Annotated in this window: 21 protein-coding genes; 11 read left to right on the plus strand and 10 right to left on the minus strand. The window is 71.1% G+C overall.

Going from position 1 to position 24,624, the window contains the following annotated elements; translation table 11 throughout:
- The first annotated feature begins 133 nt into the window (after positions 1-133).
- Positions 134-1,582 (plus strand): argininosuccinate synthase, encoded by a 1,449-nt coding sequence (argG, locus tag ACK1X7_RS04965; RefSeq protein ID WP_385144035.1) that lies wholly within the window; start codon positions 134-136, stop codon positions 1,580-1,582.
- Between the two features lie 193 nt (positions 1,583-1,775).
- Here argG and ACK1X7_RS04970 read toward each other — a convergent pair whose 3' ends face one another.
- Entirely contained in the window at positions 1,776-3,605 is a 1,830-nt protein-coding gene (locus ACK1X7_RS04970; protein ID WP_413116849.1) for a glycoside hydrolase family 9 protein, read from the minus strand.
- Between the two features lie 273 nt (positions 3,606-3,878).
- Positions 3,879-5,153 carry a glucarate dehydratase family protein gene (locus ACK1X7_RS04975; RefSeq protein ID WP_385144037.1) on the minus strand — a complete coding sequence of 425 codons (1,275 nt, stop codon included), beginning with the start codon at positions 5,151-5,153 and terminating at the stop codon, positions 3,879-3,881.
- Between the two features lie 215 nt (positions 5,154-5,368).
- Between ACK1X7_RS04975 and ACK1X7_RS04980 the strand changes: the two genes are divergently transcribed.
- On the plus strand, positions 5,369-6,724 hold the full coding sequence (locus ACK1X7_RS04980; RefSeq protein ID WP_385144039.1) for an MFS transporter: 1,356 nt from the start codon (positions 5,369-5,371) through the stop codon (positions 6,722-6,724).
- Positions 6,725-6,809: 85 nt separating this feature from the next.
- On the opposite strand, the gene ACK1X7_RS04985 is transcribed toward ACK1X7_RS04980, so the two are convergent.
- Positions 6,810-7,130 carry an NIPSNAP family protein gene (locus ACK1X7_RS04985; RefSeq protein ID WP_216341605.1) on the minus strand — a complete coding sequence of 107 codons (321 nt, stop codon included), beginning with the start codon at positions 7,128-7,130 and terminating at the stop codon, positions 6,810-6,812.
- 68 nt (positions 7,131-7,198) lie between these two features.
- On the minus strand, positions 7,199-8,152 hold the full coding sequence (locus ACK1X7_RS04990; protein ID WP_398160821.1) for an NADP-dependent oxidoreductase: 954 nt from the start codon (positions 8,150-8,152) through the stop codon (positions 7,199-7,201).
- 147 nt (positions 8,153-8,299) lie between these two features.
- Here ACK1X7_RS04990 and ACK1X7_RS04995 point away from each other — a divergent pair, with 147 nt between their 5' ends.
- Positions 8,300-8,674 (plus strand): winged helix-turn-helix transcriptional regulator, encoded by a 375-nt coding sequence (locus tag ACK1X7_RS04995; protein WP_361511269.1) that lies wholly within the window; start codon positions 8,300-8,302, stop codon positions 8,672-8,674.
- Between the two features lie 96 nt (positions 8,675-8,770).
- Here the strand turns inward: ACK1X7_RS04995 and ACK1X7_RS05000 are convergent, their stop codons facing one another.
- Positions 8,771-9,427, minus strand: coding sequence for a YceI family protein (locus ACK1X7_RS05000; protein WP_216341603.1), 657 nt, complete (start codon positions 9,425-9,427; stop codon positions 8,771-8,773).
- Between the two features lie 200 nt (positions 9,428-9,627).
- Here ACK1X7_RS05000 and ACK1X7_RS05005 point away from each other — a divergent pair, with 200 nt between their 5' ends.
- Positions 9,628-10,446 (plus strand): thioesterase family protein, encoded by an 819-nt coding sequence (locus ACK1X7_RS05005; RefSeq protein ID WP_413116850.1) that lies wholly within the window; start codon positions 9,628-9,630, stop codon positions 10,444-10,446.
- Between the two features lie 238 nt (positions 10,447-10,684).
- Positions 10,685-12,043, plus strand: coding sequence for an MFS transporter (locus ACK1X7_RS05010; RefSeq protein WP_413114688.1), 1,359 nt, complete (start codon positions 10,685-10,687; stop codon positions 12,041-12,043).
- Between the two features lie 32 nt (positions 12,044-12,075).
- Here the strand turns inward: ACK1X7_RS05010 and ACK1X7_RS05015 are convergent, their stop codons facing one another.
- From ACK1X7_RS05015 to ACK1X7_RS05025, 3 genes are read right to left on the minus strand one after another with little or no spacing between them, the layout of a single operon-like run.
- Positions 12,076-12,948, minus strand: a complete 873-nt coding sequence (locus ACK1X7_RS05015; protein ID WP_385144043.1) for a hypothetical protein — start codon at positions 12,946-12,948, stop codon at positions 12,076-12,078.
- A gap of 56 nt (positions 12,949-13,004) precedes the next feature.
- Entirely contained in the window at positions 13,005-13,829 is an 825-nt protein-coding gene (locus tag ACK1X7_RS05020) for an alpha/beta fold hydrolase (protein ID WP_385144045.1), read from the minus strand.
- Between the two features lie 51 nt (positions 13,830-13,880).
- A complete protein-coding gene (locus ACK1X7_RS05025; protein ID WP_385144047.1) occupies positions 13,881-14,834 on the minus strand; it encodes a LysR family transcriptional regulator in 954 nt (317 codons plus the stop codon).
- A 136-nt stretch (positions 14,835-14,970) separates the two neighbouring features.
- On the opposite strand from ACK1X7_RS05025, the gene ACK1X7_RS05030 reads away from it, so the two are divergent.
- Entirely contained in the window at positions 14,971-16,134 is a 1,164-nt protein-coding gene (locus ACK1X7_RS05030) for an acyl-CoA dehydrogenase family protein (RefSeq protein WP_413114689.1), read from the plus strand.
- Between the two features lie 37 nt (positions 16,135-16,171).
- Here ACK1X7_RS05030 and ACK1X7_RS05035 read toward each other — a convergent pair whose 3' ends face one another.
- Positions 16,172-17,503: an FAD-binding oxidoreductase gene (locus ACK1X7_RS05035; protein WP_385144079.1), complete on the minus strand. Its 1,332-nt coding sequence runs from the start codon at positions 17,501-17,503 to the stop codon at positions 16,172-16,174.
- 250 nt (positions 17,504-17,753) lie between these two features.
- Between ACK1X7_RS05035 and ACK1X7_RS05040 the strand changes: the two genes are divergently transcribed.
- The 5 genes from ACK1X7_RS05040 (at position 17,754) to ACK1X7_RS05060 (ending at position 21,964) form a co-directional block, all read left to right on the plus strand.
- Positions 17,754-18,227, plus strand: a complete 474-nt coding sequence (locus ACK1X7_RS05040) for a DUF1348 family protein (RefSeq protein ID WP_390794721.1) — start codon at positions 17,754-17,756, stop codon at positions 18,225-18,227.
- Positions 18,228-18,253: 26 nt separating this feature from the next.
- Positions 18,254-18,808 carry a TetR/AcrR family transcriptional regulator gene (locus tag ACK1X7_RS05045; protein WP_216341597.1) on the plus strand — a complete coding sequence of 185 codons (555 nt, stop codon included), beginning with the start codon at positions 18,254-18,256 and terminating at the stop codon, positions 18,806-18,808.
- 18 nt (positions 18,809-18,826) lie between these two features.
- Positions 18,827-19,972, plus strand: a complete 1,146-nt coding sequence (locus ACK1X7_RS05050; RefSeq protein ID WP_423247791.1) for a sensor histidine kinase — start codon at positions 18,827-18,829, stop codon at positions 19,970-19,972.
- On the plus strand, positions 19,969-20,688 hold the full coding sequence (locus ACK1X7_RS05055; RefSeq protein ID WP_385144053.1) for a response regulator: 720 nt from the start codon (positions 19,969-19,971) through the stop codon (positions 20,686-20,688). The genes ACK1X7_RS05050 and ACK1X7_RS05055 overlap by 4 nt, the downstream gene beginning before the upstream one ends.
- Positions 20,689-20,800: 112 nt before the next feature.
- The gene (locus ACK1X7_RS05060; protein WP_390794722.1) at positions 20,801-21,964 is read left to right on the plus strand and encodes a serine hydrolase domain-containing protein; all 1,164 of its coding nucleotides are present in this window, start codon (positions 20,801-20,803) and stop codon (positions 21,962-21,964) included.
- A 111-nt stretch (positions 21,965-22,075) separates the two neighbouring features.
- Here ACK1X7_RS05060 and ACK1X7_RS05065 read toward each other — a convergent pair whose 3' ends face one another.
- Entirely contained in the window at positions 22,076-24,607 is a 2,532-nt protein-coding gene (locus tag ACK1X7_RS05065; RefSeq protein WP_413114690.1) for an ABC transporter permease, read from the minus strand.
- Positions 24,608-24,624 lie beyond the last annotated feature (17 nt).

Consider the following 24,624-nt stretch of genomic DNA (forward strand, 5'->3'; position numbering starts at 1 on the left):
GCCGCCCGGAGCCGCCCGGACGCCCCGGTTTCCGGCCCGGCGAAGCGCGGGACGAGGCGCTGGGTGAGGCGTTGGATCATCAGCGTTACCAGGGGCGCTTGCATGATCATGCATAAGACTGCATACTCCTGCTGTGTCCAAAGTTCTCACCTCCCTCCCTGTCGGCGAACGCGTCGGGATCGCCTTCTCCGGCGGCCTCGACACCTCGGTAGCGGTCGCGTGGATGCGCGACAAGGGCGCGGTGCCCTGCACCTATACCGCCGACATCGGCCAGTACGACGAGCCCGACATCGCCTCGGTCCCCGGGCGCGCCACGACGTACGGCGCGGAGGTCGCCCGGCTGGTCGACTGCCGGGCGGCCCTGGTGGAGGAGGGGCTCGCGGCCCTTGCCTGCGGGGCGTTCCACATCCGCTCCGGCGGCCGCAGCTACTTCAACACCACCCCGCTCGGGCGGGCGGTCACCGGCACTCTGCTGGTGCGCGCCATGCTCGAGGACAATGTGCAGATCTGGGGCGACGGCTCCACCTTCAAGGGCAATGACATCGAGCGGTTCTACCGCTACGGCCTGCTGGCCAACCCCTCCCTGCGGATCTACAAGCCGTGGCTGGACGCCGACTTCGTCCGCGAGCTCGGCGGCCGCAAGGAGATGTCGGAGTGGCTGGTCGCCCATGACCTGCCCTACCGGGACAGCACCGAGAAGGCTTACTCCACCGACGCCAACATCTGGGGCGCGACCCACGAGGCCAAGTCGCTCGAGCACCTCGACACGGGCATCGAGCTCGTCGAGCCGATCATGGGCGTGCGGTTCTGGGACCCGACGGTCGAAATAGCGGCCGAGGACGTCACGATCGGCTTCGAGCAGGGCCGGCCGGTGACGATCAACGGCAAGGAGTTCGCCTCCGCCGTCGATCTGGTGCTGGAGGCCAATGCCATCGGCGGTCGGCACGGCATGGGCATGTCCGACCAGATCGAGAACCGCGTCATCGAGGCCAAGAGCCGGGGCATCTACGAGGCACCGGGCATGGCGCTGCTGCACGCGGCGTACGAGCGGCTGGTCAACGCGATCCACAACGAGGACACCCTCGCCACGTACCACAGCGAGGGACGGCGGCTCGGCCGGCTGATGTACGAGGGCCGCTGGCTGGACCCGCAGGCGCTGATGGTGCGCGAGTCGCTACAGCGCTGGGTCGGTGCGGCGATCACCGGCGAGGTGACCCTGCGGCTGCGGCGCGGTGAGGACTACTCCATCCTGGACACCTCCGGACCGGCGTTCAGCTACCACCCGGACAAGCTCTCCATGGAGCGGACCGAGGATTCCGCCTTCGGGCCGGTGGACCGGATCGGCCAGTTGACCATGCGCAATCTCGACATCGCCGACTCGCGCGCCAAGCTGGAGCAGTACGCCGGGCTTGGCATGGTCGGCAACGCGCATCCGGCGCTGATCGGCGCCGCGCAGGCGGCCTCGACCGGGCTGATCGGCGCGATGCCGCAGGGCGCCTCCGAGGCGATCGCCTCGGACGGACATGTATCCGGGCAGGACACGCTGCTCGACCGCGCCGCGATGGAGTTCGGCGCCGACTAGGTCTGCGCTCCACCACACGCGACAACGGCCAGGACACCCCTCGACGGGGCGTCCTGGCCGTGTGCTTTTCGCGGCTGGGCTGCTCACCCGGACGAACGCCACCTGCTGACCGCTCCCGCAGACGCCAAGCGGCGCGGCACCCCCGCTCGGGGGTGCCGCGCCGCCGGAGGGGCCGGGCGCAAACCGGGCCGGGTCAGCTCACTGGCTTGCCCGTCGCACCGCCGCCCAGGCCATCGATGTACGAGGCGATCCAGGCCAGCGGGGCGTTCCAGTTGATGGTGATCTCGTTGGTGGAGTACGCCATCAGGCTGTCGGTGTAGCACATCGCCGGGGCGCAGCCCTTCAGCTTCTTCTTGGCGACCTCGTCCTGGAGCCCGGAGTTCGGGCCACCGGCCAGCGAACCGGGTGCCGGATGCGGCAGCCTGTGGTCTCGCTGGTGTGCCCAGAAGCGGTGGTGCTGGTTGTGCGAGTTCCGTTCGCCGTAGCCGGTGACATAGGACTGGTTGAGCGGATTTCCGCCCAGTATGTAGTCCATGCCACGGAGCACCGCGTCGAGATAGCGGGGCTTGCCCGTCAGGTCGTGTGCGGTGGCGAGCACGATCATGTTGTTCAGCACCTGGCTGTTGGAGCCCCACTCGTACTTGCCGTCCTTGGGCGCGTACGGAACGCCGTAGGCCGACTTCGCGGAGTCCGCGGCGTAGCGGTCGGCGGCCTTCGTCACCATCGTGCGCACCTCGGCGCGCTGCTTGGCGGTGAGCTTGTTGGGGACGGTGGCCAGGTCGAGCGCGCCGAGGCCCGCGGTCGAGGCCCATGACATGCCGCCGCCGCGCGGGAAGAGCGCGTCGACGTCGTGGTGCAGCGGCGAGTCGAGCACCGCCTTGGCGTAGGTGTGATCACCGGTGCTCAGGAACAGCTCGGCCGCGGCCCAGTAGAACTCGTCGCCCACGTACCGGTCGCCGTAGGCGCCGCCGCCCGTGGAGTCCCGGTCGCTGGCGAAGATCTTCGGATGTGCCTTGGCCGCGTCCCACGCGGTCCGGGCCGCGTGCAGGCAGCGGGCGGCGAACTCCGGATCGTAGGACTTGAAGACGCGGGCGCTCTGCGCGGCGGAGGCCGCCAGGTTGAGCGTGGCCGCGGTGGACGGTTTGTGCAGCTCACGCTGCTGCTTGTCCTGGTCGGGCCGGGTCGGGAACCCGGTCCACTGCTTGTCGTGGACCTTGTGGAACGCCATACCGGCGAGCGGCTTGCCCTGGGGCACCTGCATGCGCAGCAGGAATTCCATCTCCCATCGGGCCTCGTCCAGGATGTCCGGGACGCCGTTGCCGCGCTCGGGCACCCGGAGCCGGCCGTCGCCGAGGGGGGCGGGGTCGACGCCCTTGGTGGTCCGGGTGCGCTCGTACGCGGACATGAGCTGGGCCACCGAGATACCGCCGTTGACGACGTACTTGCCCTGGTCACCGGCGTCGTACCAGCCACCGGAGACATTCCGGCGGTAGTCGCATACGCCCTTCTGGCAGGGGACGTCGGTGTCGCCCCGGTGCGGGGCCGCCTTGTCGTGGCCCGCGGGGCGGGCGTACTTCGGGCCCACGAGGTCCGCGTCGATCTTGATGCCGCTGCGGTTGTGGTAGAAGTACGCCAGCGCGTCGCTGCGCAGCGAGCGGTAGAGATGGTCACCGATGGTGAACGGCTCGCTCTTCTTCCCGCCGATGGTGACGGTGTACCCCTCGCCCGCGTCGGTGACCTCGCTGAAGTCGAAGGTCTGGACGTTCTGCCGGGAGCTGGGGTCGATGCCCGCGGGGTGGGTGGTCCCGCTCGCCCGCTTGGTGCCGTCGGCGGCCCGGAGCGTCCAGGTCAGCGGCTTGGTGGCGCTCGTGACGACGGTGCCCTTCTTGGGGCCGTGGGTCAGATAGCCGACCTGGTTCACCCGCACCGGCGAGCCGGTGTCGGCCTTGGGGGCGGCCGCCTCGGCGCCGTGCCGTGCGTGGTGGCCCACGGCGCCGGCCGCGGGTGCGGCCAGGGCGCCCACGGCCAGGCTTGCCGCGATCGCCGCGCCCAGTGTGCGCCGGCGGCGGCGATCGGTCCGGACAGGGGCGGTACGTACGCGAGGAGCAGAAGTCAAGTCTCAGCACTTCCGAGGGTTTCGGCGTCTTTTCCGTCCCTCAGAGGCTAGGAAAACGTCCTGGCCTGGAGCTTCGTACGCTTAGCCGAAATCCGGGTACCCCACGTGACCGAGGACGGCCTCCTTCAATCGAGGTATTCGGGCAGGTGGGCCCGGGTGGCGGTGGGCCACCGGCGGGGCCTACCAGCGGGCGAGGCCGGCCTGGAAGGACGGGTTGAAGCGCCGCATGTACCCGGTGTCATCGCGGTTGCGCTGTCCGCAGTGGACATACTGCTCATGCAGCCGCGCCAGGGCGTCGGGGTCCAGTTCCACACCGAGGCCGGGGGCGGTCGGCACCGGCACCGAGCCGTCGGTGAATGTCAGCGCGCCGTCCACGATCACGTCCTCGGTCTTCCAGGGCCAGTGGGTGTCGCAGGCGTAGGTGAGGTTCGGGGTGGCCGCGGCCAGGTGGGTCATCGCGGCCAGGCTGATTCCCAGATGCGAGTTCGAGTGCATGGACAGGCCCATGCCGAAGGTGTCGCAGATGCCGGAGAGCAGCTTGGACCGGCGCAGTCCGCCCCAGTAGTGGTGGTCGGAGAGGACGACCTGGACGGCGTCGGCGGCCACCGCGGGGGCCAGCTCGTCGAAGGCGACCACGCACATGTTGGTGGCCAGCGGCATGGGGACCTCGCGGGCGACCGCGGCCATGCCGTCGATCCCTGGGGTGGGGTCCTCCAGATACTCCAGCACACCGTCGAGCGCGCGCCCGACCTTCACCGACGTCCGTGTCGTCCAGACGGCGTTGGGGTCCAGGCGCAGCGGATGGCCGGGGAAGGCGCGGCGCAGCGCCCGTATCGCCTCGATCTCCTCCTCCGGGGGCCTGACGCCGCCCTTCAGCTTGATCGCGGTGAAGCCGTAGTCGTCCACCATCCGGCGGGCCTGCGCCACGATGGCGTCGGGGTCGAGGGCCTCGCCCCAGGAGTCCGGCTCCTGGCCGGGGTGGGCGGCCCACTTGTAGAAGAGGTAGGCGCTGAACGGGACCGCGGAGCGCACCGCGCCGCCGAGCAGGTCGCTGACCGGGCGCCCGACGGCCTTGCCCTGGATGTCCAGGAGCGCCACCTCGAACGGGGAGGCGACCCGGTCGACGGTGCTGCTGGTGGTGATCATGCCGGTGAGCCCGGAGCCACCGGCGCCGCCCACGCGCTCGATGACCCGCTGGACGCGCTGATGCAGTTGCTCGGTGGCGAAGGCGTCGAGCCCGACGATCTCGTGTCCGACGGCCGCGAGGCGCTCCAGGTGGAGCTCGTCCGCGTAGGTCTCGCCGAGCCCGGTCAGACCCGCGTCGGTGTGGAGCTGCACGATCGAGCGGAGCGCGAAGGGCTCATGGACGCCGACGGAGTTGAGCAGGGCCGGGTCGCGGAAGGCGACGGGGGTGATGGTGACATCCGTGATGCGCAGGGGTGCTCCGTCAGACATCGACGTCCATTCATATGGTTGAACAGATGGTAGGTGTGTGAACCCTACCAAGGGGCATGCCCGGACCAGGGGAAGGCAAACCACCAGCCATAACTCATGCGCAGTCCCACGGAATTGTTGCTTCCGGAGTCATTGACCCGTGAGAACGGGCGATCGTAAGGTCTGCACACACTTTATGAGTGTTCACGTGGATGAACGATCCGAGGAGAGCCGGTATGGTGAATCCCCCCGCCCCCGACCCTGATCCGGCCGCCTCATCGGAGCTCGTCGAACGGGCCGTGACCAAGTTTCTGCGGCGTGTGATGCCCATCCTGGTCCTCATGCTGGTGGTCAACCAGATGGACCGCACCAACGTCGGCTTCGTCCAGGACGACCTCAAGGCCGACATCGGCATCGGAAGCGCCGCCTACGGACTCGGCGCCGGGCTGTTCTTCATCGGCTACGCCCTGCTGGAAGTCCCCAGCAATATGCTGATGGAGCGCTTCGGCGCCCGCGTCTGGCTCACCCGGATCATGATCAGTTGGGGCGCGGTGACCCTCGCCATGTGCTTCATGTCCGGGGCCGCCTCCTTCTACGTCCTGCGGTTCCTGCTGGGCATCGCGGAGGCGGGGTTCTTCCCCGGTGTCATGTACTACCTCACCACCTGGCTGCCGGACTCCGCCCGCGGCCGGGCCAGCGCCCTCTTCCTCGGCGGCTCCGCCACCGCCTACATCGTCACCGGCCCCATCAGCGGCGCACTGCTGGAAATGCACGGCCTGGGCGGATTCGCCGGCTGGCGCTGGATGTTCGCGCTGGAAGGCGCCATCTCGATCACCGTGGGCATCGTCGCCGCCTTCTTCCTCGTCTCCCGGATCCAGGACGCCCGCTGGCTGACCGGCGAGGAGAAGGCCGCCCTCGGCGCTGCGGTCGGCCGGGACCGCGAGGCGCGCAGCCGCGAGCCGCAGGTGTCCAGGCTGCGCCTGGTGGTCCACCCCCAAGTCGCGCTGCTGACCGGCGTGTTCTTCGCCATGGCGCTGACCGGATACGCGATCACCTTCTGGCTGCCGAGCCTGGTCGACGACATCGGTGGGCTCTCCTCCTTCCAGATCGGGCTGCTCACGGCCATTCCGTGGATCTGCGCGGTCATCGCGATGTACACGATGAGCCGCTACACCGACCGCATGCCCGACCGGCGGCCCTACCTCGCCGTCGTCCTGGTGCTGTCCGCCATCGGCACCTTCCTCGCCACCCTCGGCTCCCCGTGGTTCGGCCTCGCCGCCGTCACCCTGGCCGCCGTCGGCAGCAAATGCGCCGCCAACCTCTTCTGGCCGCTGGCCCAGTCCACGCTCGACCTCAGGGTCACGGCCGCGGGGCTCGCCGTCGTCAACTCCCTCGGCAACCTCGGCGGCTTCGTCTCCCCGACCCTCTTCGGCTACCTGGAGGAGACGACGGGCAGCACCAACGGCGGCCTCTACGCGCTCTCCGCGGCCTCGCTGCTCGCCACCGTCGGCGTGTACTTCCTGCGCCGCGGCAGCGGCCGGAGCGGCGCCGAAGCCGCCGCCCCCGTCCCCGCGCGGACCGCCTCCGGGTGACCCCGGCCCGTCCCGCCCTGGGACCGTGTGGTTTCCGGGCGGGACGGGACCGGGTGGCTCCCGGAGGGACATGGGGCCGACGCGGTCAGCGAAGCCCGGAAGCCGGTGTGGGCACGGCACGCGTGACCTGGATCTTCTCCCGGAACATCAGCTCCTCGACCCGAGGGCCGATCTCCTGCTGCCACCGCTCGCTCTGGTAGACCGCCGCGTACAGCCGCTCCCGCTCCGCCTCGTCGGCGAAGCGCCGCATCCACACATAGCCGTCGGGATCCTCCTCGTCGATGAACGAGGCGATGACGTTCATCCCCATCGACTCCTGGAAGGGGATGATCACCTCTTCCATGAAGCCGACCCATTCCTCCCGGCGGCCGGGCCTGATGTGGTAGCGGCGGATCTCGTAGAACATGCGTGTCTCCTTCTGATGTGAGGGGTGGTCGAGAGGGCCTCGGGCGTCCGCCGTCGGCGCGGCGCGGGTCAGGCGCCGACGCGGAGGACCAGCTTGCCGCGGGTGTGGCCGTCCTCCCCCTGGCGGTGGGCCCGTCCGGCCTCCTCCAGCGGGAAGACCTCCTCGACCTCGACCGCGACCTCACCCTCGTCGATGAGTCCGGCGATCGTGGTGAGCGCGGCACCGTCCGGCTCGACCAGGAAGGCGCTGGTGCGCACCCCACGAGCGTCGGCGGCCCGCCGCACCTCGGGGGCGACGCCACCGGGGACGGCCACCAGCAGTCCGCCCTTCCCGAGCACCTTCAGGGAACGGGTGCCGGTGGCGTCGTGCTCCTCGCCCAGCAGGTCGATCACCACATCGACGTCCTCGACCGCGTCCTCGAAGCGCTGCTCGGTGTAGTCGACCAGCTCCGCCGCCCCGAGCCGGGCGAGCCAGGCGTGCCGGCTCTCCCGGGCGGTCCCCACCACCCGCGCGCCCAGGTGCCGTGCGAACTGGACGGCGAAGTGCCCGACGCCACCCGCGGCGGCGTGCACCAGTACTCGCTGCCCGGCCGTCACATGTGCCGTGTCCACCACGATCTGCCAGGCCGTCAGCGCCGCCAGCGGCACGGCGGCCGCCTCCTCATGGCTCAACGTGGCGGGCTTACGGGCGAACTGGCGGGACGGAGCCGTGACGTACTCGGCGTAGCCACCGGCCTGACGGGGGAACCACGGCATCCCGTACACCTCGTCGCCGGGGGCCAGCGTGGTCACCCCGAACCCGACTTCCTCGACCACACCGGAGACATCCCAGCCCAGGGTGAACGGCGGCTCGCCGAGCACACCCGCCATGCCGCCGCCCTGACGGGTCTTCCAGTCGACCGGGTTGATACCGGCGGCGTGCACCCGCACCAGCACCTCGGTGGGCAGCGGCTCCGGCCGCGGGACCTCCGCGACGCGCAGCACCTCCGGGCCGCCGAGCGCGTCCTGCACCACCGCACGCATCATGGACCTGGCCACGTGGGCCTCCTGAGCTCTCGTTCTCGTCACGCCCGCTCTCCGGGCGCGCTCGCACGCTAGCCGCGGGGGCGTGGTTACCCACAAGGGACACTGCTATCTTTTGGGTAGTACCAGCACCCGGAAGGTCCCTCCATGAGCACGCGATGCCACACAGGCCAGCACGACCATCATGATGTGTACGAGGCCCAGTGCCCGTGCCGCGCCATGCTCGATCTGCTCGCGAACAAGTGGTCGGCGCTTGCCATCGGGGCTCTGGAGGACGGCCCGCTCCGGTTCGGCGCACTACAGCGCCGCCTTCAGGGGATCAGCCCCAAGGTGCTCACGCAGACGCTGCGCCGCCTCGAGGACGCCGGTCTCATCGAGCGGACGGTCTACCCCGCCGTCCCGCTCCACGTGGAATACGAACTCTCTCCCCTGGGCCACAGCGCGTCCGTCCCGCTCAGGAACCTGCGCCTGTGGGTCGAGGACAACCTGGACCTCACCACCGCGCCCGTGAAGCCGGTGTGACGGCGCCGGTTCCCCAGCCGACGCCGCCCGCCCCCCCCTCAGCACCCTCCTGCGCAGACGGCAGTCTTCAGAGCGCCCTTTCCGGGTCCGGGCTCGTCAGGCGGCGGGGACGGTGCGGATGGCGGCGATGTCGAACTGGAGGCGGACCTTCTCACTCACCAGCGCGCCACCCTCGGCCAGCCGGGCGTTGTAGGTCAGGCCCCATTCGGAGCGGTTGATGGTGGTGGTGCCGTCGAAGCCCGCCCGCTGGTAGCCGAAGGGGTCCGTGACGTACCCGATGTAGGTGAGTTCCAGGACGACGGGGCGGCTGATGTCTCTGATCGTGAGGTCCCCGATCATCCGGTAGACGTCCGGGCCCGCGACTTCCACGGCGGTACTCGCGAACCGGATATGGGGGTAGGTTCTGGCGTCCAGGAAGTCCCGGCCCATCAAGTGGTCGTCGCGCTGCTCGACACCGGTCTGGACACTGGCGGTGGACAGCAGGACCTCGGCCCGGGAGCGGCGCGGGTCACGGCCGTCGAAGTAGAGGCGGCTTTCGAATTCCGTGAAGGCGCCACGTACCGTGCTCACCATGGCGTGCCGGACGGAGAAACCGATCCGGCTGTGGGCCGGATCGACGATCCACTCTCCGGTGAGAGCCGCGAGGCCGGTATCCGGCACAGCGACGGCGCCGGACGTCGCCCGGGTAGGGGGGACCGCCGGCGCGGCGTTGGTGACCGCGCGACGGGAGGTACTGCGGCTGAACAGGTTCATGCCACCTGTTGTTACTTTCAACTTAGGGGGTGACGCAACCCTTGATCAAGAGCAGTTACTCAAGGATCTTGAGTAACTGCCTCCCACCGCCGTCCGAGCGCGCTCATCAGTGGCCCGCGCCAGGACGGCCGCGCTCGACGCGGGGCGGCGTCCACCCGGCCGTATAGGTCATGCTGGTCAACGCCCCCCTGATCACCAGGATGTTCCCGCCCGAGGAGAAGTCCCCGTTGACCACCGACAGCTACTACGTGCCGATCGACGAACACCGCTACAAGCCCACCGCCCATGTCAGTGGCGCCTGGAGCACCGACGAACAGCACTTCAGCCCGCTCGGCGGACTCATCGTCCACGCCATCGACCGCCACCTCGCCACCCGTCCGCACACCGGGCTGCTGCTCAGCCGGATCAGCTTCGACATCCTCGGGCGCCTCGCCCTCGACGAGTGCGAGATCCGGGTGGAGACCGTCCGGCCCGGCCGCACCATCGAACTCATCGAGGCCGTCGTGCTCATCGCCGACCGCCCCGTGGTCCGGGCCCGGGCGTGGCTCCTCGCCACCGTGGACACCACGGCCGTCGCCGGTGGCGCCGGGGACCGGCTCACCCCTCCCGAGCAGCTCGCCCCCTGGTCGATGGCCTCCCTGTGGCCCGGCGGGTACATCGCCTCCCTGGACTCCCGTCCGCTGGCGCCGCCCCAGCGGGGCCGGGCGACCGTCTGGGTCTCCAGCCCGCTCGCCCTCGTGGCCGGGCAGACCAGCACCCCGCTGGCCTCGTACGTCGCCCTCGTCGACACCGCCAACGGGATCGCCGTACGTCAGCCGCCCACCGAGTGGATGTTCCCCAACGTCGATCTGACCCTCCACCTCCACCGCCGGCCCGAGGGCGGCTGGGCCGGGCTGGACACCACGGTCACCTTCGGTCCCACCGGCCAGGGCATCACCAGCACCGTGCTGCACGATCTGCGCGGCCCGATCGGACACGCCCAGCAGATCCTCACCGTCCGCCCGCTGCCCGGCGCCTGACCTCGTACGACACACGCCGCCACCGGCGAGGTGGCGGCCTCCCTGTACGATGGCGCGGCAAGCAACGAACCACTCTGCCTGACGCAGAGCTGGCGCGACCGCTCGGCGGCCGCGGTCCTTCTGCCTCCTCATCGGCGCGGACCCGGTATCTACCCCGGTCCAGCGCGAGAGGACAGCTCTCGGCGCACTCCGGCATGCCGGCCCGGGTGCGCTACCAGGCGGCGGAAAGGCGTCGGCCGTGGCATCCGCGGTCTCCAGCACCACCCCTCCTCCCGCACAGCGCGCCGGCTACCGGCAACTGCTGCGCACACCGGGCGCATGGACCTTCCTGCTGCCCGGCTTCGCCGCCCGGCAGCCGTTCGCGATGCTGACGATCAGCATCGTGCTGCTGCTGCGCCACACCACCGGGTCGTACGGGCTCGCCGGTGCGGTCGCGGCCGTCACCGGCGTCTCCATGGCGCTGTTCGCGCCCCAGAGCGGCAAGCTGGCCGACCGCCATGGGCAGAGCGCGGTCCTGGTGCCGGGTGTGCTGCTCCACGCGGCGGCCGCCGCCCTGCTGACGGCGCTCGCCCTGGCCCACGCGCCACTGTGGGCGCTGATCGCGGCCGCGGTGCCGACGGGCGCCTCCGTCCCGCAGGTCGGGCCGATGGTGCGGGCCCGCTGGGCGGCCGCTCTCGGGGACGGCGCTCTCGGGGATGGCGCCCCGGGCGGATCCGGGCCGCGTTCGGGGCGCCATCCGCTGCTGGCGACCGCGGCCGCGTTCGAGTCCGTGACGGACGAGCTGACGTTCGTCATCGGCCCCGTGCTCGCGACCGGTTTGAGCACCGGTGTGCATCCGGCGGCCGGCCTGATCGCGGAGGCGGCGCTGACGCTGGTGGGCGGACTGCTCTTCGCGGCCCAGCGCCGTACCGCGCCGCCGCTGAGCGCGGCGCGGGCGGACACCCGGGAGCGGCCCGCCTCGGCCCTGTCCGTACCGGGCGTACGGGTCCTGGCCGTGGCCTTCCTGGGCGTCGGCTCGGTCTTCGGCGGGATGCAGGTCGCCCTGACCGCCTTCGCCCAGGAGCACGGCCAACCGGCCCTGAACGGTGTGCTGTACGGCGTCTTCGCGGCGGGCAACATGCTCGCCGGCGTGGCCTGCGGCGCCATCGCCTGGCGCACCTCCCCCAGGCGGCGGCTGCTGACCTCCTACGCCGCGCTGACGCTGGTCTGCGGGGCGCTGTGGGCGGTGTCCGCGCCGCTGCCGCTGGGCGGGCTGGGTCTGCTGGCGGGCCTGTGCATCGCACCGGCGCTGATCACCGGATACACCCTGGTGGAGGCCCTGGTCCCGGCCACGTCCCGGACCGAGGCATTCACCTGGCTGACCGGTTCGGTCGCGCTGGGGCAGGCCGCGGCGGTGACGGCGGCCGGACAGATGGCGGACGGCTTCGGCGCGAGCGCCGCCTTCACGGTGCCGCTCGTCGGCACGGCGCTGGCCCTGCTGACGGTGGTGTCCCTGCGCGCCCGGATCGCACCGCGCGGCGTCTCCACGGTGATAGGCCATGAGCGGCCCACCGCCGAAACCCACTCCGCCTCACTCCGGACGGCGGACACCCCCTGAGCGACGTCCGGCCGCACGGTCCCGGCACGCCCTCATGCGAACGTCACCTCCGCCGTGGCGTGCCGGGCCTCCCGGTGAGTGGCGATGCGCAGGTCGGCGCCGCTGCCGGAGGGTGTGCCGGACGCCAGGAGGTGTTCCCCGGCGAACAGCGGCCGCCGCAGCCGGTAGGACAGCGAGGCCACCCGCCGCGCCGGGGCGTGGCGGCGGACGAGTTCGAGCATCAGCAGGGCCAGCAGCGGGCCGTGGACGACGGGCCCCGGGTAGCCCTCCTCCCCTCGCGCGTACGGCGTGTCGTAGTGGATGCGGTGGGCGTTGGCGGTGAGCGCGCTGAACCGGAACAGCAGTGTCGGGTCCGGGTGCAGCGGAAGCTGCCACGTCCCTTCGGGGTCGGGGGCGGCTGACTCGTCGAGCGCGGCCGGGTGGTGGCGGACGGAGCCGCGCCCCGACCGGTAGACGATGTCCTGCTCCTCGACGAGGCAGGTCCGGCCACGCTGGCGGAGTTCCCGGCGCTCGGTGACGAACAGCAGTTCCCCCGTGCTCCCGTGTTTCGCCGCCACCGTGCCCAGGCTGCTGATGCGCTCGGCGGGCTCGCCGAGGCGCAGCGGTTCGGCGATCTCGCACCGCCCTCCGGCGATCATCCGCTGCCGGTGCGGGAGGGGCGGCAGGAAGTGTCCGTCCCGGGGGTGTCCGTCGGCTCCGAGCTCCCGCTGGGCGGGCCAGTGCAGGAAATAGAGCCAGTGCCACAGCGGTGGCAGGGGCTCACCGTCCTTCGCCACGGCCTCGGGCAGGTCGAGGACCGCCGACAGGGCCACGACGGGGCCGACGGGCAGGGCGTCCTCGGCCGTGACCGGTCCCGGGGCCCATGCGGCGACGTACGGGCTGAGCGGGGGCGGGGTGGGTGGCATGGTTCTTCTGTCCCTCCTCATTCGTGAGTGGGTGGTCAGACCTGGGCCAGACCTGGTCAGACCGGGAAGGGCTGCTCCGCCAGGAACGACGACACGATCGTCGCGGCCGCCGGGCGGCACTCCTGGAAATAACCGTGCCGCGCACCCTCGAAGATGTGCGTACGCGCCTGGGGGATGCGCGAGGCGAGCAGCGGTGCGTTGGCCGCCGGGGTGAGCCGGTCGTCCGCGCCGTGCAGGATCAGGGTGGGCGCGCTGATCCGCGGAAGGGCATCCCAGGCGTCGTGCCGATTGCTGGCCACCAGGTGTCCTCGCCGGGCGTGCGGGGGCATACCGGGGGCGCCGAGAGTCGTATAGGGCCCGGGGTGTGCGGACCGCCAGGCCGGGGTGTACATCAGGTCGATCAGCGCCTCGTTCGCCGCCCGCGCGTCGGCCTGGGCCAGCGAGCGCCGCACCGCCATATCGCGCTCCGTCGCATGGGGCCCGCCGGGCGAGGTGCAGCCGAGCACGAGCCGCCGGATCCGGTCCGGATGGCGGGCGGCCACCCACTGGGCGACCCGCCCTCCCATGGAGGTCCCGTACAGATCGGCGCGCTCGATGCCCAGATGGTCGAGGACGGCGATCACATCGTCGGCGAAGCCCGGCGTCGAGTAGGGCTGGTCGGGCTTCTCGCTCTCCCCCGTGCCACGCCAGTCCATGGTGAGGGTGGTGTGGGTGTCGTGGAAGTCCGCTCGTATGCCGTCCCACCAGTGGTGGTTGTTGGCCTGGCCCGCCAGGAGCACCAGCGGGGGCCGTCCGGTGCCCTGGTGCTGATAGGCGAGGAGAGTGCCGTCCAGCGCGCGGGCGTGGCCGCTGACCTGCTGATGGACGTCGGTGCTTGCCATGGGTGTTTCTCGCCTTTCGGGCTTCACGGGTCGTTTTTCGGGTTTCGGGCTTCAGGTGTCGTCGGTGGGCGCGGCCCGCATGTGCAACTGGGCGGAGGGCCACCGCTCCTGGTCCACGGCCGAGGTGATCTGGTGGAGCAGTTCCCGGGCGACGGCGTCCACCGCGGGTGGTGTCCGCCCGGCTCTCGACGTCCCGAGGACGATGGAGCGCCATACATCGGGTGCGCACAGCGGTGCCGCGCTGAGTGTGCCATCGGCCACGTCCTCGGCGATGCCCAGCCCCGGCAGGATGGTCCAGCCGTGCCCGGCCCTGACGAGTTGCTTCTGCACCCGCATGGAGTTGGTCTGCGCGACGACGTCCATCTCGACCGCGGCGCGCCCGGCGGCCCCGTCGATCAGGCTGCGCAGGGCGTGCCCGGCCGCGGGCATGACCAGCGGATGCTCGGCGGCCCGCGCGAGGGGGACGGGCCAATCGCCACGCAGCCCCTCGGACGGCGGCGCGACCACCCACAGCCGCTCGCGCACCAGGGGCTGGAGGTTCAGCGACGGTGTGCCGGCCAGGTTGTACAGCAGCGTGAGGTCCAGGTCGCCGTCGTCCAGCCATTGTTGGAGGTGCCCGGAGTACGCCGTCATCAGGCGCAGCTCGATCCCGGGGTGGTCCCGGGCGAGCGCGGACACCAGCGGCTCCGCCAGCAGATCGGTGGTGCTCTCCAGCAGCCCCACGGTGACGATGCCGGTCACCACGCCCGGGGTCGGCTGGACCTCGGCACGGGCGCGCTCCAGCTCGTTCAGGGCGCGGCGGGCGCGGTCGGCCACGATCGCACCGGCCTCGGTGGGCCGCATGCCCTGCCGGGTCCGCTCGAAGAGGGGGACACCCAGCTCCTGCTCCAGGGTGCGGATCTGCCGGGTGACCGCGGGCTGGACCAGATGGAGCAACTCCGCGGCCCGGGTGACGCTACCGACCTCGGCGACCGTGACGAGTGCCTTGAGTTGTTTGACGTCCAACGCTCGCTCCCAGCCATCCGCGCCCGGCATGGACGTATCACGCTTTGCTATTTCACTGGCACGTCCATGAGTGTCCATGATGACACTTGGCTCGGAAGCCAGTCCCGTCTCCCCCGTCTCGCAGGAGCGTCAGAGCATGAGCATCCTCGACATCGTGTCCGAGGACGAGCGGTTCATCGTCAGGACGGTGCGCGACTTCGTGGACAACGACGTCAAACCGGTCGTCCAGGAGCTGGAGCACACCAACACCTACCCCGAGGCCCTGATCGAGCGGATGAAACAGCTCGGTGTCTTCGGGCTCGCCATCCCGGAGGAGTACGGCGGCACCCCTGTCTCCACCCCGTGCTACGTCCTGATCACCGAGGAACTGGCCCGTGGCTGGATGAGCCTGGCCGGTGCGATGGGCGGCCACACCGTGGTCGCCACCCTCCTGCTGCGCTTCGGCACCGAGGAACAGAAGCGCCGGTATCTGCCGAAGATGGCCACCGGCGAGATCCGGGCCACCATGGCGCTGACCGAACCGGGCGGCGGCTCCGACCTCCAGGCGATGCGCACGGTCGCCCGTAAGGACACCGACGGCTATGTGGTGGACGGCTCCAAGACCTGGATCACCAACTCCCGACGCTCCCGGCTGATCGCCCTGCTCTGCAAGACCGACCCCGACGCCACCCCCGCGCACCAGGGCATCTCCATCCTGCTGGTCGAGCACGGACCCGGTCTGACGGTCTCCCGCGATCTGCCCAAGCTGGGCTACAAGGGCGTCGAGAGCTGTGAGTTGTCGTTCGACGGCTACCGCGCCCCGGCCGACGCCGTTCTGGGCGGTGTGGAGGGCAAGGGGTTCGCCCAGATGATGAAGGGGCTGGAGACCGGGCGGCTCCAGGTCGCCGCCCGCGCGCTCGGCGTGGGCCGGGCGGCGCTGGAGGACGCGCTGGCCTACGCCCAGGAACGCGAGTCGTTCGGCAAGCCGATCTGGCAGCACCAGTCGATCGGCAACTACCTCGCCGACATGGCCACCTCGCTGACCGCGGCCCGTCAGCTCACCCTGTACGCCGCGCGGGAGGCCGACGCGGCGCGGCGCGTGGACATGGAGGCGGGCATGGCGAAGCTGTTCGCCTCCGAGACCGCCATGGAGATCGCGCTCAACGCCATCCGCATCCACGGTGGTTACGGCTACTCCACCGAGTTCGACGTGGAGCGCTACTTCCGTGACGCGCCCCTGATGATCGTCGGCGAGGGCACCAATGAGATCCAGCGCAATGTGATCGCGGCTCAGCTCGTGAAGCGCGGCGGACTGGAGTGAGGCGGACTGGAGTGGCGTCCGCTCGCCCGCCGCGCGCTCAGCCGCCTGCGATGACCTTGCCCGGATTGAGAATCCCATGCGGGTCGAGGGCCGCCTTCACGGCACGGTGCATCTCCAGAACGGCCGGTGTGAGCTCCCGCTCCAGACCGTCCCGCTTCAGCAGGCCCACCCCGTGTTCACCGGTGACCGTGCCGCCGAGGTCGATGGCGTCCGCGATGATGTCGTGGAAGGCGGCCTGGGCCCGCTCCCTGGCCGCCGTGTCGCCGGGCTGGGTGATCAGCAGCGGGTGGAGGTTGCCGTCACCGGCGTGGGCGATGTTGGCGATGAGCGTGTCATGGCGGGTGGCGGCGCGCTCGATCCGCGCCAGCATCTCCGGTACGGCCGCCTTGGGCACACAGACGTCCTCGGTGAGCACCGGGCCCAGCCGCTCCAGCGCCGGATAGGCCAGCCGCCTGGCCGAGAACAGCGCGTCGGCCTCCTCCTGGTCCGTGGACTGCGCGGCCCAGGTCGCCCCCGCCTCCTCGAAACACGCGAGCATGCGCTCGGCCTCCTGGGCACCGGCCGGGCCCGGGGCGTCCGTACGGCCGAGGAGCACCACGTCCGCGTCGACCGACAGGCCCATGTTCTTCCACTTGTCGACCGCCGCCAGGCAGTGCCGGTCGATCAGCTCCAGCGCGGACGGGGTGAGGCCCGCGGCCCCGATCGCGGCGACCGCGCGTCCCGCCGCCACGACCGAGGAGAAGTATCCGGCGACCGTGCGCTCGGCCTCACGCCGCGGCCGCAGCCGCACCGTGACCTCGGTGATCACTCCCAGGGTGCCTTCCGAGCCGACCATCAGCCCCGCCAGGTCGTACCCGGCGACCCCCTTGGCGGTCCTGCGGCCGAGCCGCACCAGCTCACCGGTGCCGGTCACCATCTCCACGCCGAGCACATAGTCGCGGGTGACGCCGTACTTCACACAGCACAGCCCGCCCGCGTTGGTCGCCACATTGCCGCCGATGGTGGACCAGGGCGCGCTCGCCGGGTCCGGCGGGTACCAGAGGCCCTGCTCGGCGCAGGCGGCCCGCAGATCGTCGTTGACCACACCGGGTCCGACGACCGCGAGGCGCTCCACGGGGTCGATCTCGTGGATGGTGTCCATGGCCTCGGTGGAGAGCACCACACAGCCCTCGACGGCGTTGGCGCCGCCGGAGAGACCGGTGCCCGCGCCCCGGGTGACCAGCGGAACGCCGTGCCGCACACAGGCCCGCACCACGGAACGCACTTCGAGCGCCGTACGTGGCCGTACCACCACGAGGGGCGTGCCGTACGGTGCCCACTCCGCCTCGTCGTGGACGAAACCGGCGGCGACACCGGGGTCCTCGACCATCCGGCCGGCCGCGAGCTCCTGCCGCAGATCATCGATCAACACGCCCGGTCCCCTGCCTTGTCGTCGAGCACGGTGCTTCCGCTCGCACGGTACCCACCGCCCCGAGAAGACCTGATCACCACCCCCGCCACGCGGACGGCAGCGAGCCGGCCCTTGCGCGAGAACCATCGTTCTCCTACCCTCGTACCCGAAGAGGAGAATGCTCGTTCTCTCCTCCACCGCCCCGCTCCACCGCTCACAAGGAGACGCTGTGACCGACGCTCCACGCCCGCCGTTCCCCCCGTTCACCCGGGAGACCGCCATCCAGAAGGTCCGGCTGGCGGAAGACGGCTGGAACTCCCGTGACCCGGAGAAGGTCGCCCTGGCCTACACCGTCGACTCGCGCTGGCGGAACCGCGCGGAGTTCGTCACCGGGCGCGACGAGATCATCGCCTTCCTCACCCGCAAATGGGCGCGCGAGCTGGATTACCGGCTCATCAAGGAGCTGTGGGCCTTCGACGGCAACCGCATCGCCGTGCGCTTCGCCTACGAATGCCACGACGACTCGGGCAACTGGTTCCGCTCCTACGGCAACGAGAACTGGGAGTTCGACGACTCCGGTCTGATGCGCCTGCGCTACGCGTGCATCAACGACCTCCCCATCAAGGAGTCGGAGCGTCACTACCACTGGCCGCTGGGGCGCCGCCCCGACGACCACCCCGGGCTGAGCGACCTCGGCCTCTGACCGACCGGCACCAGGAGAACGGCGAAATGATCAGTCCCGAGACCGCGGAGCTCCGGATCCTCGACGCGGCCGAGACCCTGTTCTACGGACGGGGGCTCCAGGCGGTGGGCATGGACGAGATCCGGTCCGCCTCCGGCGTCTCCCTCAAACGGCTCTACCAGCTCTTCCCGTCCAAGGGGGAGCTCATACAGGCGTATCTGCGGCGCCGCGACATCCGCTGGCGCCAGAGGCTGGCCGCGTACGCCGATGCCCAGGACACCCCCGAGGAACGCATCCTCGCGGTCTTCGACTGGCTCCATGAGTGGTTCGGCGAGCCGGACTTCCGGGGCTGCGCCTTCAGCAACTCCTTCGGGGAACTCGGCGCCACCTCCTCGCCCGTGGCCGAGACGGCACGCGCCCATAAGGAGGCGTTCTTCGGATACCTCGCCGAGCTGACGGCGGCCGCGGGCAAACCGGCCTCGCTCTCCGGCCACTTGGCCCTCCTCGCCGAAGGCGCCATCACCACCGCGGCCATCACCGGCAGCGCCGAGCCCGCGCACGCGGCGAAGGAAGCCGCACGCGTCCTGCTGGCGGCGGCATAACGGCTACCATCCTGTCTTGTGCGGGGGTGGTGGGAGCGGGGCCGGGCGCTGGGAGCAGCCCATCCCCAGGCCGTTGACCTGGGGATCGCGCTCCTGGTCCAGGCGGCCATGACGATGCCGTTCGTGGTGCCGCGGCCACCCGATGTGGAGCCGGCGACCTGGCCCGCCTATGGGCTGACCACGCTCACCGTCGTCCCCCTGATCTGGCGTCGGCGCGCTCCCCTCGCCGTGCTGATCGCCATCATCGCGACGAGCGCGCTGTACAAGCTGGCCGTGGAAGGCCCCGGACAGCCGCTGCCGTACACCGGGCTCGTCATCGTCTATACGGTCGCCGTCCTGTCACCGCCGTGGAAGCGGCTGGCCACCGGGGGCCTGCTGGCGGTCGCCGTGCCGGTGTCGGTGTGGCTGAACACCCGGACGGCGCGCGAGCTCACCTTCTCCCTCTTCGTGTTCGCGGCGGCCTACGTCTTCGGTCGGCTGACCGATGCCCGGCAGCGGGCCGACCGGATCGAGGCGGAGCGGGCCGCCGCCCGCGAACGGGCCAGGATCGCACGGGAGATGCACGACATCCTCTCCCATGCGGTGAGCCTGATGATCGTGCAGGCGGAGGCCGGTCCGGTGGCGGTGCGGACGGCTCCGGAGCGGGCCGAGGCCGCCTTCGACGCCATCTCCACGACGGGCCGGGAGGCGATGGTCCAGTTGCGCCGGATGCTGGGCTTGCTGCGCACGGGCGACGAGCCGGGCCGCGCCCCGCGTGAGCCGCAGCCGGGCCTGGCCGGTCTGTCCGGTCTTCTCGACCGGGTACGGGCGAGTGGCCTCGATGTCGCGTACGAGTGGGCGGGGGCCGTGCGGCCGCTGCCGGACGCCACCGGGGCGACCGTCTTCCGGATCGTCCAGGAGGCGCTGACCAACGTGGTCAAGCACGCGGGAGCCCGTACCGTCCGCGTTCAACTCACCTATGGTGAGGGCGCGGTGGACATCCGGGTGGTGGACGACGGGCGGGGACCGCGGTCCGGTTCCGACGGCGGCCACGGTCTGATCGGGGTCCGCGAGCGGGCCGCGGCGCACGGCGGTACGGCGGTCACCGGGCCGGGCCCGGACGGCCGGGGCTTCGAGGTACGGGTCCGCCTCCCCGTACGCTCCTCGGCGGAGGTGGCGCGTTGACGATCCGTGTGGTGGTGGCCGACGACCAGGAGCTGGTGCGCAGCGGCTTCTCCATGATCCTTGACGCCCAGCCGGACATCGAGGTGATCGCGGAGGCGGGCGACGGGGCCGGGGCCGTTCAGGCGGTGCGGCGGCACGCGCCCGATGTGGCGCTGCTCGACATCCGGATGCCGGGTATGGACGGCATCGAGGCATGCCGCGAGATCGGCGCGGACGGCACCTGCCGGACGGTGATGCTGACGACCTTCGACTCCGACGAGTATGTGTACGAAGCGCTGCACGCGGGCGCGAGCGGCTTCCTGCTGAAGGATGTGCGCAGGGACGATCTGGTGCACGCGGTGCGGGTGGTGGCGCGGGGCGACTCGCTGCTCGCGCCGTCGGTGGCCCGGCGTCTGGTGGAGCAGTACACCCGGGCGACCGCCCGGCCACGGCGGCCCGATCCCCGTCTGGACACGCTGACCGCACGGGAGCGGGAGACCCTGCTGCTGCTCGCGCGCGGCCTGTCGAACGCCGAGATCGCGGCGGAGCTGGTGGTCAGCGATCACACGGTCAAGACGCATGTCGGCAATGTGCTCGCCAAGCTGGGGCTGCGGGACCGGATCCAGGCGGTGATCTGCGCGTACGAGACGGGCCTGATCACGGCCGGGACGGCCGGGGATCCCCCGCCCGGGGGAGCGTCCCGGCCCGGCTCCTCCCCCGCGTCGGCGAGGAACTGACACCCGGAACACGCTCGCGCGGGCGATCCGCGACAGACCGCCGGTCACCAGGATGGAGCCATCGGGAGCAATGGCTCATACGGCGCTCGCGCCCCTATCACTGGAGTTGACCATGCAGAGCACCAGACGCACGCTGCTGGCCGCGGCGCTCGTCCTGGGCGTCGTGGCGGGCCCGGCGGTGCCGCCGGCCCTCGCGGCCACCTCGTCCGCGGCGGTCCCCACGCGGTCCGGGATTCCGGCGCTGGAAGCCGCCATCGCGGGTCTGCCGACGCGGAACGCGACGGCCGCGCTGGTCCGGGTCGGGGGCTCCGAGGGCGTCTGGAGGGGCAGTTCGGGTGTGCACGACCTGAGGACCAACCGGCCGGCCGATCCGGCGGGCCGGTTCCGCGCCGGTTCCGTGACCAAGGTCTTCACGGCCGCGGTCGCCCTGCAACTGGCCACCGAGGGCACGCTCGACCTGGACCGCAGTGCTCGTTCGTATCTGCCGGAGCTGATCCCGGCGTCATACGCGAAGGTCACCGTGCGGCAGTTGCTCAATCACACGCATGGCATCCCGGCCCCCGACTTCCCCGGGAACACGGTCGAGGAGCGGTACGCCGACCGCTTCCGGATCCATGACCCCGAGGAGATGGTCCGCTCGGCGACCTCGAAGGACCGCGAGTTCCCGCCCGGCGAGAAGCAGCACTATCTGAACATCGGCTACACCATCGCCGCTCTGGTCATCGAGCGGGTCTCGGGCGACTCGTACGAACACCAGGTGACCCGCCGGATCCTGAAGCCGCTGGGGCTGCGCGACACCTATCTCCCGGGGGCCGATCCGCGCATCCTGGGCCCGCACAACCACGGCTACCAGACGATGCGGCTGGACGACGGCACGACCGGTCCGCGCGATGTGTCGGTGTGGGGGCCGACGGACGGCTGGGCGGCCGGTGACATCATCTCGACCACGGCCGACCTGGAGCGGTTCATCAAGGCCCTGTTCCGGGGACACGTGGTGCGCGGCCCGCTGCTGCGCGAGATGTTCACCCTGCCGAAGGTGGCGGACTGGGGAACCGGGGACCCGGCCGCGTACTCGGCCGGGCTGTCGATGAAGAAGCTGGGCGGCCGTGAGGTGTGGGGCAAGACGGGCGGCCGCTGGGGCTACAACACCGGCGTCGCCGCCACCCGCGACGGCTCGCGCACCCTGGTCTACAGCGTCAACTCCACGGACGCCAAGGGCCAGGAGATGAACGAGGTGGCGCGGAACATCATGGTGGCGGCCTACGGCAATCCCTGAGCGCTCGGGCGGGCGGCCCCGGAGCGCTCGGGGGGATGCGCCGGGTGGCACGCGTGGCGGCGGTGGAACGAGTCCCACCGCCGCCCGGGTCCAAGCCGTCCCGCGCGCGGCTCAGTCCGCCTTGAGGGCCGTGAGGACGTTCAGCCGGGCCGCCCGGCGGGCGGGCCAGAGTCCCGCCACCACGCCGACGAGTGCGGCGCCCGCGAGGGCCACGGCGATGCGGCCCCAGGGGATGACCATCTCGTACCCCTGGATGCTGTCGGAGGCGAGCTTGCCCGCGGCCCAGCCGAGGAAGATGCCCGCGCCGATGCCCAGCAGGGCCCCGAAGAGCGAGATCAGGACGGACTCCAGGTGGATCATCCGCTTGGTCTGCTCGGGCTGGAGCCCCACCGCGCGCAGCATGCCGATCTCACGGGTGCGCTCGAACACGGACATCGCGAGGGTGTTGATGACTCCCAGGACGGCGATCACCACGGCCATGGCCAGCAGCCCGTACAGGACGTTGAGGAGCAGGGTGATGGACTCGCCGCCGGCGGACTCGGCCAGGTCGTCGGTGTTCCGCAGCCGGATGAGGGGGTTCTGGTCGAGGGCGCGCTGGAGGGAGCGCCGTACCGTCTCGCCGTCGCCGTCCTTGGTGTGCACCAGGACCGAGGTGTCCTCGATCTTCTTCAGATGGGGCTGGAGGGTGGCCAGCGGGATCATGGTGGCCGGGAGGAATTCGTCGCTGCGGTAGATGCCGCCGATCCGTAGAGTGCCCCGGCTGCCGTCGGCGTAGACCACCGGCACCCGCTGCCCCATGGTCCATCCGTGCATTTCGGCCGTGGAGGTGTCGATCAGCAGGTTCCTGCCGCCGCCCGCGCCCAGTGCCGCGAGCGACCCTGATGCGAAGCTCGGGTCGAGCAGGTCGGCGATGCTCCGGGCGTCCACACCGGTCAGGTTCACCTCGTCGCCGCGGATCCGGACAGCGCCCTCGCGCCGCGGGCTCGAGGAGGTCACGGCCGTGGACTTCGCCAGGGCGTCATGGACCGACGCGGGCAGGTGGCCGCTGCTCCTCGAGGAGATCTCGAAGTCGGCCGTGACGGTGTTCTCGGCCCGCTGCTGCAGCGATGTCGTGGCGGACACCGCGACCACGGTGAGGCCGGTGACCAAGGACAGCCCGATCATCAGGGCCGAGGCGGTGGAGGCGGTGCGCCGGGGGTTGCGCCGGGCGTTGCGCGGGGCCAGCGTGCCCGGGACACCGAAGCGGCGCAGCAGGGGCCCGGCCAGGGCGATGGCCGGGCCGGAGAGCGCCGGGGTCACCACGATGATGCCGATGAGCAGCAGGACGGACGGGAAGAGGACGGTGGTCCGGCCCTCCTCGCCGCTGGACGCCGTGTACACCACGCCGAGCACACCGATCACGATCAGGGCGATACCGATGGCGTTGCGCCTGCGGAGGCCGCGGACCGGCGGGGGTGTGTGGAGCGCGGACATGGCGGCCACCGGAGGCACGGCGGCGGCGCGGCGGGCCGGCAGATAGGCGGCGAGCATGGTGACGACGACGCCCACCAGGAACGAGATCAGTACGGTGCCCGGGGCGACGACCAGCGGCCCGTCGGGGAGGCCGGATCCGGTGGACGCGAACAGTTGCCGGATGCCCATGGCCACGCCGATGCCGAGGAGGAACCCGGCGGCGCCTGCGCACAGCCCCAGCAGGGCGGCCTCGATGAGGACGGAGCGGGTCACCTGGCGGCGCTCGGCGCCGACGGCCCGCATCAGGGCCATCTCCTGCGAACGCTGGGTGACCAGCATGGTGAAGGTGTTGGCGATGACGAAGATGCCGACGAACAGGGCGATGGCCGCGAAGACGAGCAGCACCTGGCTGAGCCCTTTGGCCCCCTCGGCGGCATCGGCCTGCTGCTGCGCGCGCAGTTGCGCCCCCGTGTGGATCTCGGAGTTCTCGGGCAGCAGGTCGCGCGCTTCGGCCGCGAGCCGCTGCTCGGAAGCGCCGCGGTCGGCCTCGAGCGAGACCGCGTCGTAGTGGCCGGGCTTCAGCAGCAGCTTCTGCGCGGTGGCGTCGTCGAAGAGCACCAAGGTGCCGCCGGAGCCGGAGGTGTCGTCGGTGCGGACGATGCCGACGAGTTTCTTGTGCAGCACCGGCCCGTCGATGGCCAGCCGGACGGTGTCGCCGATCCGGTAGCCGCCCTGGTCCGCGGTGCTGGTGTCCACCAGCACCTCGTCGGGCCCGGTGGGAGCGCGTCCGGCGGTCAGCGGGTGGCGGTTGTCCTTGCCGTCGGCCTGGGGGAAGTAGTTGCCCGCCCTGGTCACATCGTCCCCGCCGAGGGGATGGCCGTCCTTCGCGGCCACGGCGGCGAACCCTTCGACGGAACCGGTCACGGACGCCACCCCGGACAGCCGTCGCAGGCTCCGCAGTGTGTCCTCACCCACGGTTCCGGGCTCGCCGGTCTTCTCGTCGTACGGCGGCGTGGCCTGGACCGAGACATTGCGCAGAGTGGTGAGGTAGCGCTCCTTGTAGGCGTTGCCGATGGTGTCGGTGAAAACGAGGGTGCCCACGACGAAGGCGACGCCGAGCAGAACGGCGAGCATGGTCATCAGCAGGCGGGCTTTATGCGCGAGGACGTTGCGCAAGGCGGTGCGGAACACGGGGGCCTTCCGGGAGG

Source organism: Streptomyces sp. CY-1 (assembly GCF_047218265.1).
Taxonomy (GTDB): Bacteria; Actinomycetota; Actinomycetes; order Streptomycetales; family Streptomycetaceae; genus Streptomyces; species Streptomyces niphimycinicus.